Genomic DNA, 15,191 nt, shown 5'->3' on the forward strand with positions numbered 1-15,191 from the left:
GCAATCATTGCGCACGGTGCTGGATGGGGTGTGGACGCCTACCCCATCACACCTCAACTTTGTTCACCGGTAGGCTGCCCGACACCATCAACCTTCCGGGTCCCTGCAGCCTCAGGCGCTTCACGCGCGTCAGCGTGGGGTGCCTTCGACAGCCCTTCACGCTCCAGAAGATCGGCTGCATTGGCAACGCTTTCGGCGGGATTGGTCATTCGAGCGGCGACCTCGCGGGCCCGGGTGACGATTCCCGGCGCCAGGATTGTCCGAAGGTCCTCAACCAGTGATTCGCGGCTGATGTCTGAAAAGGGCCGGGTTGTGCCGACTTTCAGGCGTTTCACCTGCGCGCCCCAACTCGCCTGCTCAGGCCAAGTCGAGAGAATCAACGTCGGGACCCCGGCACGCAAGCCCGCGGCCGTGGTCCCCGAGCCGCCATGGTGAACGACGGCACGACAGACCGGAAAAACCGCCGAATGATTCATCACGGAGACAACCTTGACGCTGTCGGACTGCATTTCCCTGAAGCCGCTCCAGCCAGAGCAAATAAGTGCCCGTTCACCCAACTCCGCGCATGCGTCCGTAATCATGGCGAAGACGTCGTCAGCGGACTCGACCAGGTCGACGGGGATGCTGCCGAAGCCGAAGTAAATCGGCGGGCTTCCCGCGGCGATCCACGAAGCAATATCCGCGTCGGCGTCAGTTGGCAACTGCATGGTCAACGTGCCGATAAACGGCCGTCTTGCGCCCCATTCGGCTGCCAATCCGGGAAACCAAACCTCGTCGTACGCCTGAATCTCCAGCGACCCGGTGATCCTGCGTGGGGCAGGCGCCGTCGCCTTGGGCAGACCGAGTTCGCCGCGTTGCTTGTCTTCGGCCTTTTTGTAAAGCACCCTCCACTGGACCCACTCACCGAACTTCGTCACCGCGCGCTCGAACACCCGCCCGTTAGCTCGCATAGGGACGAACTGGATCACCGCCAGCGGGATACCGTAGTACTCAGCGACGTTGGCCGCGACATCTTCCCCGAGAGGGCCGGTTAGCAGCAGGTCGGCGTCCTTGGCCAGCCCCATCAATGTGGAGTTCGCCTCTTCAAGGTATTGGCCCAACAGCGCACGATTCTCACGCCACAGTCTCCGCAGGTCCGCAACCTTCCAGGGACGGGACATTCGCGCCTGGAATTCACGATGGACGTCCTGCCACAAACGCGCGTTCGGCCCATACCCGACCGCCTCGAGGCCGACGGACTCGACAAAATCCACCATGTCAGGTGCCACCGCCAAACGCACCCGGTGTCCGCGGCGTAGCAACTCCTGGCCGACCGCAACGCAGGGCTCCACATCGCCACGACTTCCGTAGCTCGCCAGCACGAATTGCATCGATTGAGCCATCCATCCCGCCTTTGGTCGCGTGGACAGAGATTACCTCCGGGGTCGCCAGTGCGCCCGAGGGCTACATCTGAGCCACGCTCGACTCAGCTGCCTCCGGTACTTCCACCCATCGACACAAGCAGGGTCGATCTGGTCGCCTCATGCCGGCCGGACCATGTCCGGCCATTCCGCTTGGCTTAACGCTGCCCATCAAATTGGGGCCGCAGCGCGTCGGCGCGTTGCGTCTCAGCAACAACAGTGAAAGGCTCCGCACAAAAATGAGAGGGTAGGACGCGATGAAATTCCTGGTGGCCTGCTACGGGACGCGCGGCGATGTGGAGCCCTGCGCCGCAGTTGGCCGCGAGCTGCTGCACCGCGGGCACCAGGTGCACATGGCCGTCCCCCCCAACCTGGTTGGCTTCGTCGAGTCGGCGGGGCTCAGCGCGACCGCCCTCGGTCCGGATCCGCAGGAAATGCTCGACGCGCACTGGACCTTCTATAGAAGGTCTTTTCACGAGCCCTGGCGAATCCGCGAAGTGAGCAGATTGTCGCGCCAAGCATGGGAACCCAAAGCTCGGGCCTGGCCAGAGCTGAGTAGGACGCTGACGTCGCTGGCGAAAGACGCCGACCTGCTCTTCACCGGGCTGGTTTTCGAGGAGGTCGCCGGTAGCGTTGCGGAGTATTACGACATTCCCTTGGCCACCCTGCATTATTTTCCAATACGCCCCAACGGCAAACTGCTCACGTTCCTGCCGGCACGATTCCGCCGCTCGATAATGCTGGCGCACGAACGGATGATCTGGCGCGGGACCAAAGAGGTGGTAAACGCACAGCGCCGCGAACTGGGACTGCCCGAGGCGATGCTGCCCTACACGCAACAGATCACCGAGCGTGGATCGCTTGAGATACAGGCCTATGAGAAGGCATGCTTTCCCGGATTGGCAGAAGAGTGGGCGAATTTCGCCGGACAACGACCGTTCGTCGGAGCACTGACGATGAACCAGCCGACCGATACCGATCCAGAGGTTGCGTCTTGGATTGGTGCAGGCAAGCCGCCGATTTTCTTCGGATTCGGCAGTGTGCCGGTGGAATCCGCCGCTGACATACTCGCCATGATCACCGCGACCTGTACGCAACTGGGCGAGCGGGCGCTGATTTGCGCCGCTGGAATGGACCCTTCCCCCGTGGCGCACCTGGAGGACGTCAAGGTGGTCGGTGCGACCAATTACGCGGCCGCCTTCTCGGCATGCCGCGCGGTCGTCCACCACGGCGGCGCAGGCACGACGGCGTTGGCCCTGCGTGCCGGAATCCCGCAGTTGATTCTTTCCACAGACCTCGATCAGACTCTCTGGGGAGTTCGGGTCAAAGAACTGAAAGTCGGTTCAAAGCGGCGCTTTTCGACTATCACCTCGGATTCACTGCTAGCCGACCTACGCATCATCCTCGATAGACAGTACGTTTCACGCGCCCGCGAGATGGCGGCCCAGATGACCGATCCCGCCGAAGGCGTTGTGGTCGCTGCCGATCTCGTCGAGGACTTCGCTCGCCTGCGCTCGACGTGTTGATTGGCACGGGCCGCCGGAAGCGCGACGCCAGGGTTCGCCACACAACAGCTGGGCTCATCGGTACCCTCACACCATGAATTGGTGCGCATTCATGATGTCTGCATCGTCCCTTGCTGTGCCGTACCCCGTCTCAAGACGTACCCGATCTCAAGTGAACCATTCGGTTGGCACGGTTCAGAGCTGATGATGATGCAGGCCCCCAACTCGCGTGCCAGGACGTCGACTGCTGCTCTCGAACCGACAATCTCTGCGGGGCTGGACAATCGGCTCGCGCTCATAGACCACGGCTTGTTCACACAGCATCGTGGGATCGGCCGGAATCTAGTGATCCAGTGTGTGTGGGTTTACGAGCACGCCATCGACTTCGACCGCGTGAGAAGCTTTCATTCCAACCTGGGTAACGGACTTTTGGGACGGCGCATCGAGCGGTCGCCGCTACCATTCGGCTGGCACCGGTGGGTTTTGGATCGTGGGCCTTGGGCGTTCGATATCGAAGAGCGCCCCCGCCCCCGGGTTGCTCTCGGCGACTGGGTCGATGAACGATCGCAAATGACTATCGATCCCGAGAGCGGGCCGGGTTGGCATCTCGGAGTTCTGCCCCTGGAAGATGGCTCAACCGCGGTCAGCCTCGTGGTTTCTCACTACCTTATCGACGGTCTCGGGCTGGCCGCTGTGGTAGTTGATGCGCTCCTAGGGAACACGCGCGAACTTCCCTACCCATGTCCGCAATCACCTCGTCGACTACGCGCAGTGGCACGTGACGCCCGGCAAACGGTCCGGGACTCATCCGAGGTTGCCCGGGCGGTCCGTTTGGCGGCGAGACTTGCCCGCCAGCGCCGGCGCGAGACTGCCCAATCACCATCACTGCGGCCGGCGCCAACGCCCCTTCGTAGGGCCGCGGACGACGACACTCTCGTCGTGCCGGGCATCACGATGCGCATTGATCTCGCAGACTGGGATGCCCGTGCGGATGCGCTGGGCGGAACGAGTAACACCCTAACGGCGGGATTCGCCGCGAAGCTCGGTGAACACTTGGGGCGCCGCCGTGCCGTTGACGGAGCCGTGACGTTGCAACTCCCCATGAGCGACCGCGTCGAAGGCGATACGCGAGCCAATGCGATGTTGATTGGGCGCGTCAGCGTTGACCCGACCGGAGTGACTACGGATCTACGTGACATCCGCGCAGCGATCAGACAGGAGCTGAAAACTCTGCGGGAGAAGCACGACGAGTCCTTGCAACTAGCTTGGCTTCTCTCGTTCACGCCGAAGCGGGCGTTGAGACGGATGAACGAAGCGACGGTGGCCGACCCGGATCACCCGGTGTTCTGTTCTAATCTCGGCGACGTCGGTTCGGTTGTGAACCGCCTCGACGGTACTGACGCCGAGTACGCCACCGCGCGCGTGACTGCGCAACGCGAAACGCGGCAATGGCTCGAGCGAACCGGTGGCCAGCTGATTTTGCAGTCCTTGCGCATCCCGGGCAGCTTCATCATCAGTGTGGACGCGTACCAACCGGGTTTCGAGAACACGAAACCCGCTCTGCGCGAGTTGGCCGCGGGGACCCTCGCCGAGTTCGGATTGGCCGGCAGGATCGAGTAATGCCGTTCTAGTGTCCCGATGCAAGACCCGGCGCGGTAAATATCGGCTCAGCTACCGCGACTCTGGGGCCTCGATCTCGTCATCGCGATCCGGGTAGATGGTTTCTTGCTCCTACCCACCCCGGTGTTGGCACCGCTGAGCCCACCGCGGGCCCCGTCTTGTTCAATGGCAACTCACTGAAGCGAGGACTCCGCCGCCATCCGCGAGGATGGACTCGGAGAGGCAAGGCAGCGCAGGTGCCCGCTACCGCGGTGCAAGACCGTACTTGAGCGGACAACATTCTCGGGCGAGCGATCGAACGGCAGGTCGCGGTATCTGGTCAAGACCTCACCAGGTGGTCGCGTAACGGACCTATCGTTAACTCATCCTCGCGAAGCCGCCCGACCAGCGGCCTGAGCGCTGAGGCCGTCACTTTCCATGAACCAGGAGCCGCTGTGTAGTCACTGTCGTGCAGCAACACCGTGCTGCCACTACGCGCATCGTGCATCACATCGCGTACTACGTCTTCAGCGGTGGCCTCTGCACGCCAATCGCGTCCGCACGCGTCCCAGAGCACTGGGGTCAAACCAAGATTCCTGCCAGCCCAAAACGTCGCAGCCGTCGGGATCCCATACGGCGGCCGATACCACACGGGCCGCACCCCTGTGGCCGTCACGATTTCATCAATGGCCCTGACCAATCCGGCTCGTAGCTGACGAGGCGGCACCAGCAAGCTGTTGCGGTGATCCCACCCATGAAGAGCGATCTCATGGCCCTCCGCGACCAAGCGCCCTGCGATGTCGGGGCGTTTTGCCACCTGCTCCCCCAGTACGAAGAACGTTGCTTTTACTTCAAGCTGCGCGAGGATGTCCAGGATTTCTGGCGTGCCGTGCGGGTCGGGACCATCGTCGAAGGTCAGCGCGACATGACCCGACCGGCCTCGCCCGGCTAAGCGCGGCAGCCATTTGAGCACCTGCGGGAAGGCTGTCAAAGACGGCAGCGCATACCCCAACGCCGACGTCAGCGCCGCCACACCTGCCCACCGCAACGTCGTTGTCATCACCCTCCCATGGTCTGCTGGTGTCGTACTTCGCACAAGGAGCCCCAGCACGCGATCAACGCCGCAGGTCGCCGGACGGGTTTCCGCCGGTACGCCCGGTGCACGCCCACTTTTCAAGGAGATCGGCGGCGATGGCAACGCTATCGGCGGGCTTTGTCATACGGCTGGCGATTTCTTGAGCCTGGGCAACGTATTGCGGAGCGAGGATCTTTCGGAGGTCCGCGGCCAACGTTTCAGCGTTAGTAGCCGAGAACCGGCGCGCAGTGCCCACCCCCATTCGCTTGAGGTGCGCTCCGAATACCTGCCCATCGGTGTGCGACCAAAGGATCAGCGAGGGTACTCCGGCACGGAGGCTGGCGGCGAAGGTTCCCGCGCCACCGTGGTGTACTACCGCGCGGCAAGCCGGAAAGACGGACGGGTGAGAGACTGCGTTCACCACCTTGACTTCGGCCGAGGATGCAACTTGTTCGAAGTCATTGCAACCTGAGCAGACCAAGAGCCGCTCACCCAACTCCGCGCATGCGGCGGTGATCATGGCGATCGTGTCGTCGGGAGACTTGGTCGGCATGCTCCCAAATCCGAAATAGATCGGTGGCGTTCCTGCGGCAATCCATGATGCAACGTCTTCATCGTCGTCCGTTGACAGACCCATCGTCAGCGCCCCCACGAAGGGACGCTGATCCTGCCACCGCGCCCATTCCGCCGCTAGTCCCGGGTAGCAAATTGCGTCGAACGCCTGTATCTCCAAAGACCCCCGTTCCGCAATCCGCCGCGTTGCAGGAATTGTCGCCCGGGGCAATTCGAGTTCACTGCGCTGCCTAGCCTCGAGCTTCTTTATGCCGAGCCAGTTCATCCAGTCCAACACATGGAGCCCAGATCGGACGACCGGCGGGGGTAAGCAAGGGATCCACTGGCCGTTCGGCCTCAATGGAATGGGATGCAGCGTCGCGAACGGGATTCCGTGATACTCTGCGACGTTCGCAGCGACGTGCTCGTAAATATGGCCGCTCAACAGCAAGTCGGCTTCGTCGGCTAGCGATGCGAGTGTCCTGGTCAACTCCGGCCAATGCTTTTCTACCGTACTTATCGTTTCCCGCCACGACCTTGCTAATTCCCTGGTGAAGAGATTGCGTGGGAAACCCTTCCATAAGTTCTGGAAGAAATCTGATTGCAAGGTGGCTTGCGAATCGGATCCATAGGCGACCGCATTGAGCCCTGCCGATTCGCATAAGCCCACGAGGTTGGGCGGGACTGCCATTCGCAACTCATGGCCGCGCGACGCCAGTTCGCGTCCCAGCGCAGCGCACGGTTCGACGTCCCCGCGGGTGCCATAGCTTGCCAAAACAAAATGCACGATCGCTCCCCCTGTGCGGCCACCTCTCGATGGCTGCCGCGATGGGGGCCACTATACCCACTGCACCGTATTCCACAACCTGATGATCGCGCTGTCACCCGGAAAGCATTGTGGTGGTCGCGACACATTAGTTTCGACGCATTAGTTTCCCTTGCAATTACACCCGAGCGGCCACGCTCCCAACCGCTTAAGTGGGGGATCCCAAGAAATCGCGAATCCGCATGCGGCATCCTGCAGGAAATGCACATGGCGGTCGCCTGTTGCGCAGCCGCGAGCGACACGCGGCATTTGTTCATCATCTGCTGCTACTTCGAAGGCGTCTCGGAGTTCTTGATCCCCTGCCCGCTGGTGTTCGAACGCCGGAGATTTTTCGTGTTTGACCTGGGCCCTCAGCAGCCGCAGGCCTTCGATCGGAGTGTGTCACCTGTAGGCGACGTTGTCGCGAGGGTACTCGTCAAGCCCGGACATCGTGAATGATCGCCCCAGCTGCGACAACAGCGCCCGCGATAGTCCCCGATAACCACGTGAGCACCCGAAACGCGATGCCAGGCAGAATCCGGCTTCAGGCGCTGGCGGGCGTAGCGCGCCACGATAGAGGCCGCAGAAACGAATTGCCACAGTCCCTGCTCGACTGCAAGTGCCAGACTTGCCGAGGTAACGTTCGATTGCGTCATGCGTCGTAACATCCATCAACAAAGGGCCGATATCGATATGCCAGGATCTAGAACGTATAGTCAACAAGACTCGTTGAAGGGCGTCAGCTCGAAGAAGTTTCTATCATTCGTCCTTCGACACCCAATGCTTATTCGAGCAGCCGTGCCACCGTTATCGTATATGGTGGCACCTCCCTCAATTGATGAGGCAGCGTGGGATCGTCAATACTCCGAAGGCGATTGGGATTATCTTGCAACTTTAGCCGAAATGCCCCGTTACGCTATCATTGCCGGCTTCACGAAATTCTTGCAACCGCTTGAAAGTATATTGGATGTGGGTTGCGGAGGCGGTGAGCTCGTCGATTGGGTATACCGTGATGGTGTTCAACGGTACGTGGGTATCGATCTATCAAGAGTCGCAATTGAGAAAGCGCGTCGGGCGAGGCCGCAGGCCCAATTCGAAGTGGCCGACGCGAGTGCGTATGTCCCAAGCCAAAAGTTCGACGTCGTTATCTTCAACGAAGTGCTTTACTACTCTTCCACGCCTGTCGCAGTCTTGAAACACTATGAGCGCTTCCTCAACTCAAATGGCTCGTTCATAATATCGACATTCAGGAATCCCGCAGGCCTGAAAACGTGGCGTCACTCCAGAGCGCATGTGAAACTCGTTGATGAGGTTCGGTGTCGAGGGGCTAACGGATTGGAGTGGGATATTCGTCTATGCCGTCCTAGGTAATCTCTTGATGCCATAGGACTCTCTTCTATGGAATTCACGGCCCAACGGCGATCTGAGTCAAGTAGATCAATGGTCGGCAGCGGCGATAATGCTGTCAAGACGCACCTATTTACCCGCATGCGTCCGACTCACAGCAAAGCCAAGACCTGGTGAGACGAACTGACTCAATGGCCAGCGTCGGGAACCTACACATCGCCGGCGTCGATTGCTTTCTTGACCTCTTGTGCGTGCGCCACCTGCTCGGCGGTGTAACGAATACGCCACGCAATAGCGCCGACGAACAGGCAGAGCCCTGCTAACCAGAGCAGGCCGTAAGTGATACCTTGGTCCAGCGCATGCAATTGAGCGTCGCTCATAAACTCAACCGGACCGTCGATTCCACCCAGCGACAAAGTGCGCAAAGTGATCACAGCCTGGATTCCGGCTAGCACCACAGGTCCTCCGAGCGTCGACAGCATCAGCGCAATTGCGGATGTGGGCCCGATCCGGTCTTCCCCGACACTCGCTATTGCGGAGAGCATCAGGGGGAGGTTCGCCATTCCGATACCAATTGCGCCGACGATGAGTGGCACGACCAAATGCGGAAAATATGGGATGCCGGCGTGAAGTGTCAGGCTGCTCGCCAGTGCCGCACCCCCCACGAGAGAGCCACCGCCGATCGTCACTACCCGAGGGGAGAACCGCATCACCAGCTGCGACGAAGCCCACATTCCGAAGCTGACAGCAAAGACGAACGGGATAAATGCGACGCCCGCGTGCAGGGTGGTGTACCTCAGAATCTGCTGTACGTACAAGGCGACGAGTACCGTCAGGCTGAACAGCACCCCGCCGGCTAAGAAGATGGTCGCGAAGGTCGCCAATCGGTTCCGGTCGAAGAATAGGTCGAAGGGCACGATTGGGTTCTCTGCCCGCCGCTCAACCAGGACGAAGGCGACGGCGGCGCCAAGTGCAAGCGCCCACGAACCGATCGTCATCGCCGACAGCCAACCCGCCTGCGGCGCTACCGATAAGCCGAAGACCACCGCCACACAGATCAAGGTGGTCAGCAACGCACCCATGACGTCGAGCTTCATTCTTTTCGTCTGGGTCTCCCGCAGCGCCGTGCGTGCCAACCAAATCACCGCTACCCCGAGCGGCACGTTGGCTATGAAGATGATCCGCCATGACACATCGGTCAGGGCGCCGCCCACCGTCAGGGCGAACACCGCGCTGACCCCGTTCGTCGCCCCACAAATCGCAGTCGCAGCGTTGCGGCCGGGCCCCTTCGGGAACGTAGTCGCTATCAGCGCCAGACACGTCGGCGCGAGGATGCCTGCGGCGACGCCCTGCAGTAGTCGTCCCGAGAGGAGGCTGGCCGCGTTCCACGCAAGCCCGCACGTCGCTGAGGCGATGGTGAAAAGGGCGGTCGCGACGATAAAGGTGCGCTTTCGCCCGAAGGTGTCGCCGAGGCGGCCGCCGAGCAACATCAACCCCCCGAACGTCAGCACATAAGCGGTAATCACCCACCCTCGCGCGGCGTCGGAGAGGCCGAGCTCGCTCTGGATTTTCGGTAGAGCGAAGATCGCGATGGTGCCGTCCATCGCGGCGAGCAGCCCCATGCCGCTGATAACCACGACCGCTGCGATGAAGCCGCGACGCGACATCGGAGTCTGAAGAAACCCGCTCGTATCGCTCTGCGTCGCCGACGCGGAGAACATGGGGCCGCGGTTTTCTACTGCCCTACCGTCCACGACGTCGCGCTGCCTCATTGCCGGCCGTCATAGCGAACTACGCTACAGCAATCATGGTGGGGATTCCTGGGCCTGCGAGGGGCTATCAGGTTCAGTGAAGCTCTCAGAGTCACTCTTAGCTCGTTGAAGTCGTCGGTTACGACCTCTTAGCCGGGTGCCAGCTGTTCGCTGTCTCCCACCGGAGCAATCCGCCTCCCTAATCGGATGTTGTGTGTTTGATTAAGATGAGTCGAATCGTTCGGCGGCCCGCGTTCGGGCTCGGGGTCACTAGGGGCACGCGTTGGCGTACACGGAGTTCACATCGCTATCAGGGGGCAGCGCCGGATCACTGATCTTGCATCGGAGCGTACGGATCCGAACTGCATGGGAAAAGAATGCTGGGTCACCCGATTGATCGGCCAGCGAATCGTCGCTCTGTGGCGGAGATATATCAGAATTCTTCATACCGATAAAGAAAGCGTTGGCGTCGCCGAGCGCTGGGTTCGCGCGGTTCCACTCGTTGTGCCATTCTTCGCGGTCGTCGTGTGGCTGTATCTGCGTGCCGCATTGAGGGGCCCGCTAATCGTTCACTGCACTACTGAAGATGGCATACGCCATCGTTGCGGCTTGCCCGATATTATCCAGATGTATCTTTATTTGTTCGGCACCTGGGAACCCGATATAGCAGCGTTCATGCGGCGCCGGTTGCAGCCGGGCGACACCTTCATCGACGTCGGCGCCAACATCGGATGCCTAAGCGCATTGGCCGCTAAGCTAGTTGGTCCCGGCGGTACCGTAGTGGCGATCGAGCCCTCCCCTCGAGCCATTGCCGCGCTCCGCGAGACAGTGTCGACGAACGCGTTGGCGAACGTACGCGTGGTGACCGCCGCGGTGTCAGACCACGATGACGAAATCCCGCTGTTCGCAGGGCCAAGCTACAACACTGGCCTTACATCAACTGTCGCTCACAAGGGGTTCCCGGAAGAGGGCCGAGTTCGAGCGGCACCGCTCGACGCACTCGTGGGCCGCGAGGAACTGGCGACTGCAATCCTGATCAAGATCGACGTGGAGGGCGGTGAGGACCGCGTGCTCGCCGGCATTTCGGCGTCCGTTGACGAGCTCGCCTCCGACGCAGAATTGATGGTTGAACTGTCACCAATTTGGTGGAGCGATCAGACGCTGACGCCAGATGATGTCTTGCGACCCTTCGTTGATCGCGGTTTCAACGTCTATCTGATGCCGAACGACTACCGGCCCTGGCGGTACCTGTGGCCGAGGGATGTCGACCGGCCAAAGCGCGTCCACGACCTGACAGTACTGGGCCGCAAATCGCACTTCGACATCGTGCTGTCACGACGCGATACCGATGCACTATGACCCGACTGTAGACGCATGCCAGCCTCCTTTGTGTATGCGGACGGTTGTGCGGGCATCGATCAGCCGATCCGTCCGAGCCGGACACCTTCTACGAGTTCCGGAGTACCCCTTGTGCTTTCGCATATTGCTTATCCGATTTCGATCTCATGCCGGGTGACATATCACGGCCTAGGGTCGAGAATCAGCCGCCAGCGACTCCGCTTGAATGGAAATGGATTGTGTTGCGCGCGAAGAACCTTGGCGTACCGAGGCATACTTCGAATTAAGGTCAACGCGTTGTCTTTCGAGGCAAAGCAGCCGAGTGTCTTGGGGATCGAGTTCAGCGGTGATGCTCGATATGAAAGGTAGCTGTCTGCCTAGACATCTACCCTACGCAAGACGCGTGACAGGCGGACTCCCAGCCGAGTCACAACGTGTCGGCGTCGCGCCGCGATAGCACGATATCGAGCCGAAATACGCGCTGCTCCAGTTCCGAGAGGTCGCGGAGCCTCTGCGGCGCGCGGACGTCCCTAGGCCACAGATAACGCCACGGCAAGTAGTCGTTCGGCAGCAAGTAGACGTGAAAGCCGAGTTCGAGGAAAGGTTGCAGCACGTCAATCGGCCGAAGTCCTGGATCGCTCCACCAGGTTGGTGACAGTTCAACCACCAGTTCAACGTCGTCGGCAAGGGCGTCGATGGACGCCAATATGCCGGCGAGCACGCGATCCTCGCCACCCTCCACGTCGATCTTGATCATGCGCGCGTTCGCCAGCTCTTCGCGGGTCAAGAGTGAACCGAGCGGTGCTGCCCGTACCTGGCCATGTTCGCGGAGCTTGGGGCGTGCGACCGTGGAGGTCTCGCCGAGGTTCCAGTTCGGCCCCAAGAACAGAGGAAGCTCGTGATCGCCATCCGATACCGCGGCGTCGACCATGCGCACGTTCGTGAGTTCGTTCCTCGTCACAGTCTCTTTCAGCCAGGGAATCACCACAGGGCACGGTTCGATTGCCACCACGGTGCCGCGCGGTCCAACCAATCCGGCGGTCAGTGCGGTCAAGCACCCGATATGAGCGCCGACGTCAATGAAAGTGTCACCCGGACGAAGCCGTCGGCGCAGAAATGCGGTGAGATCGGGCTCCCAGGCGGTACCGAACAGGTAAATGTAGATCTGAATACCGTCTTGAAGCCGGCACCGAATACGGATGCCATCTTCGGTGGTGGTGTCCACGGTCAGCGGCCCCCATAAAGCGGCACGAATCCACAATGGAAATGCCACTGCGAAGAACGGCAATATCATCAGCAGCGCTCGAACCCATCGACCAACAGCACCGACGTGTTCGCTGTCGGTATGGAGAAGTCGCATGTAGCGACGCCCCAGCGGCAGGATCAGTGCCTTGATCATTTCTGCAACCTAACCCGAGCGAGGTCGAACGGACGTAGTCGATACCGAGACCCTTGCGTCGCGGTCCCGCGCTTCCCGAAGCTCCGATTTCAGCGGACGGTCTGGAGTCCTGCGCTGCTTGCGACGTTCTGCACCACCTGACTGGCGGCGCCGCGAACGCCAGCAGCAACGCTTCCGAGCCATCGGGCCGTCTGGCGAGGGTGCTTCAGAAAATTGGCATAGCTGGACTGCCACCAGTAGTTGATCGACATGTTCTCGCCGACGCCCCACACGGCGTGCCACCAGAACAACGGTATATAGAGCATGTCGCCCGGCCCGAGCTCGACGACAGCGCGGTCGGCGTCGGCCCAATCGGGGAATTCAGACAAATCCGGGTCGGCCACGTTGACCCGGGAGAGGTTGTTGCCGATGTAACCGAAAGGGTAGGGATAGACGCGGGCAATCTCCTGAGGAGGGCAGAGCATCACTTGCTTCTTACCGCGGACCTGGGTGAGGAAGTTGTCGGCATAGTCGTAATGCAGTGACGTGAAATTGTTGCCCGGGCCGAACCAGAGGTTGACTGCCGCGAACTTGTCCTCGTTGACGAAAGCGGGAAATCGGACATCGGGCCAGAGTTCGGGCAGGGCCGTCTCGATGGGGAGTTGCACGGCGTAAAGCTCGCCGTCCGAGATGGCGCCGCTTGCAAGCAGGTCTATGTATTCCGCGAACTTCATCTCAGACGCACTCGCCATGGTCCCGCTTTTCGCGTCGGGGATGTGAGTGCCCGCAGTAGTGACCTTGGAGGGGCTTAGCGGGCGGGCACCGATCTTCTCCGTGAGGTAGTCGTTTGTCCACCGCTCCAGCGCCGGCCAGCCCTGCGTCGCTCCGGAGATGACAACCGGGCGCTGTGGGCCGATGAAATGCTCCTCCAGTTCATCGCGGCTGGGGCATTCCACCCTGGGCACCTCGAAGGTGTTACTGACGTCGAACAAGCGTTCCCTCCCTATGGAGCGGCGATCCTGCACCGCAATCGTGGCAAACTACCACACGCAATGCAGCCACTACGGTTCTCAGCGATCGTGCAGTGCCGGGTTGTCGGGCGGACCGTGCAAATCTTCTACGCCGGTCCTGTCGGCTCGATTCGTGCGGACGTTCACCCGTGGTGCCCACCAGTAAACCCTCGCTCGACCGAGCACGTCAACGGGGGGTGACCCCGTTGACAGATTGACGCGCGCGTGCTCACGAACTCAACGAAATGGTGACCGCAACGGTTCGGCCCGTCGATATTCGACCTGACCGGCAAAGCGCAGAAATGCAACATTCGCCGTAGTAGCCTGACGCGAACGGCCACTCGAGGTTGCCGGCATCCTGGCCTCGATCACAGTGACCGCTACCGGGGATTCACACACGGGCTTCGAGTGGGCCGTCGAGTGAGGGAGGGATCGACGTGGAATCCGAAGTCTTGACGTTGACGGACGCAAAAATTGTTCCGGGACCGCCGCTTCCGCTCATCATAGAGCCAACTAGAGATGGGCTGGACGTCGTGGCTTGGGCGGAAGCACAGCGTGCGCCGCTTCTTGAACTCCTACTTCGCCACGGGGGCATCGTCTTTCGAGGATTCACCGGAGCATCGGTCGAGGCTTTCCGCAAGTTCATCGCTGCTGTGTCGGGCGAGCCACTCCCCTACGTCGGCAGGACATCGCCTCGGCACGAGGTTGCCGACCGTGTCTACACGTCGACCGACTACCCTCCGCACACGCGGATTCCGCTCCATAACGAATCGTCGTACAGCAAGACCTGGCCGCTGCGCCTCTTCTTCCATTGCGTGATACCACCGGCCAGCGGAGGCGCCACCCCGATAGCCGACAGTCGTAACATCTACCGGCGGATCTCACCCGAACTTCGCCAAAGGCTGGAGGAGCGGGATTACCTGTACGTCCGCCACTTCACGCCGACACTCGGCGTCAGCTGGCAGGAAGCCTTCCAGACATCGGACCGCGCTGACGTCGAACGGTACTGCGCCGACAACGACATCGACCTCACGTGGGGCGCGGCCGACGAACTGACTACTCGGCAGCGCCGACCGGTGTCCGCAACACACCCCGAGACGGGCGAAAAGACGTGGTTCAACCACCTCACCTTTTTCCACGTCTCCACGCTGGATCCAATGGTTGCCGAGGCGTTGCTGTCGATGGGGAAAGAGAACCTGCCGAACAACACCTATTACGGCGACGGCGAGGAAATCGAGCCGGAGGCCTTGGATGAACTGCGCGCCGCCTACGACGCAGAAACGGTTTCGATACCGTGGAAGGAAGGCGACATCATGATGCTCGACAACATGCTCGTCGCCCACAGCCGGGACACGTACAAGCCGCCCCGCAAGATCGTGGTCGGCATGGCAGAACCTTGGTCCCAGAGATAGCGGTGACGTCTTCGGCTCC

11 protein-coding genes are annotated in these 15,191 nt (G+C 61.0%); 5 read left to right on the plus strand and 6 right to left on the minus strand.

All coding sequences use genetic code 11. From position 1 onward, the window contains the following. Positions 1–53 precede the first annotated feature (53 nt). Positions 54–1,370 carry a glycosyltransferase gene (locus tag A5790_RS20510; protein ID WP_082961830.1) on the minus strand — a complete coding sequence of 439 codons (1,317 nt, stop codon included), beginning with the start codon at positions 1,368–1,370 and terminating at the stop codon, positions 54–56. Between the two features lie 287 nt (positions 1,371–1,657). Here A5790_RS20510 and A5790_RS20515 point away from each other — a divergent pair, with 287 nt between their 5' ends. Both A5790_RS20515 and A5790_RS20520 read left to right on the plus strand, forming a co-directional pair. Continuing rightward, positions 1,658–2,926 (plus strand): glycosyltransferase, encoded by a 1,269-nt coding sequence (locus A5790_RS20515; RefSeq protein WP_066848516.1) that lies wholly within the window; start codon positions 1,658–1,660, stop codon positions 2,924–2,926. A 183-nt stretch (positions 2,927–3,109) separates the two neighbouring features. Then, positions 3,110–4,525, plus strand: a complete 1,416-nt coding sequence (locus A5790_RS20520) for a hypothetical protein (RefSeq protein WP_369829806.1) — start codon at positions 3,110–3,112, stop codon at positions 4,523–4,525. 319 nt (positions 4,526–4,844) lie between these two features. On the opposite strand, the gene A5790_RS25565 is transcribed toward A5790_RS20520, so the two are convergent. Both A5790_RS25565 and A5790_RS20530 read right to left on the minus strand, forming a co-directional pair. Continuing rightward, on the minus strand, positions 4,845–5,564 hold the full coding sequence (locus A5790_RS25565; protein WP_082961831.1) for a polysaccharide deacetylase family protein: 720 nt from the start codon (positions 5,562–5,564) through the stop codon (positions 4,845–4,847). Positions 5,565–5,619: 55 nt separating this feature from the next. Beyond that, positions 5,620–6,918 carry a glycosyltransferase gene (locus A5790_RS20530; RefSeq protein WP_082961821.1) on the minus strand — a complete coding sequence of 433 codons (1,299 nt, stop codon included), beginning with the start codon at positions 6,916–6,918 and terminating at the stop codon, positions 5,620–5,622. 834 nt (positions 6,919–7,752) lie between these two features. On the opposite strand from A5790_RS20530, the gene A5790_RS26535 reads away from it, so the two are divergent. Then, the gene (locus A5790_RS26535) at positions 7,753–8,307 is read left to right on the plus strand and encodes a methyltransferase domain-containing protein (RefSeq protein ID WP_197696847.1); all 555 of its coding nucleotides are present in this window, start codon (positions 7,753–7,755) and stop codon (positions 8,305–8,307) included. 185 nt (positions 8,308–8,492) lie between these two features. On the opposite strand, the gene A5790_RS20540 is transcribed toward A5790_RS26535, so the two are convergent. Continuing rightward, entirely contained in the window at positions 8,493–10,055 is a 1,563-nt protein-coding gene (locus A5790_RS20540) for an MFS transporter (RefSeq protein WP_197696848.1), read from the minus strand. Between the two features lie 345 nt (positions 10,056–10,400). Here A5790_RS20540 and A5790_RS20545 point away from each other — a divergent pair, with 345 nt between their 5' ends. Further along, complete coding sequence (locus A5790_RS20545; RefSeq protein ID WP_082961823.1) at positions 10,401–11,393, plus strand: FkbM family methyltransferase; 993 nt, start codon at positions 10,401–10,403, stop codon at positions 11,391–11,393. 406 nt (positions 11,394–11,799) lie between these two features. Here A5790_RS20545 and A5790_RS20550 read toward each other — a convergent pair whose 3' ends face one another. Together A5790_RS20550 and A5790_RS20555 are read right to left on the minus strand one after the other, a co-directional pair. Beyond that, complete coding sequence (locus A5790_RS20550) at positions 11,800–12,771, minus strand: FkbM family methyltransferase (RefSeq protein WP_082961824.1); 972 nt, start codon at positions 12,769–12,771, stop codon at positions 11,800–11,802. 89 nt (positions 12,772–12,860) lie between these two features. Further along, the gene (locus A5790_RS20555; protein WP_066848529.1) at positions 12,861–13,742 is read right to left on the minus strand and encodes a cupin-like domain-containing protein; all 882 of its coding nucleotides are present in this window, start codon (positions 13,740–13,742) and stop codon (positions 12,861–12,863) included. A gap of 455 nt (positions 13,743–14,197) precedes the next feature. Here A5790_RS20555 and A5790_RS20560 point away from each other — a divergent pair, with 455 nt between their 5' ends. After that, positions 14,198–15,172 (plus strand): TauD/TfdA family dioxygenase, encoded by a 975-nt coding sequence (locus tag A5790_RS20560; protein ID WP_197696849.1) that lies wholly within the window; start codon positions 14,198–14,200, stop codon positions 15,170–15,172. Positions 15,173–15,191: the final 19 nt, after the last annotated feature.

Origin of the sequence: Mycobacterium sp. 852002-51152_SCH6134967, assembly GCF_001667105.1 — a bacterium.
In the GTDB taxonomy this organism is placed as follows: domain Bacteria; phylum Actinomycetota; class Actinomycetes; order Mycobacteriales; family Mycobacteriaceae; genus Mycobacterium; species Mycobacterium neumannii_A.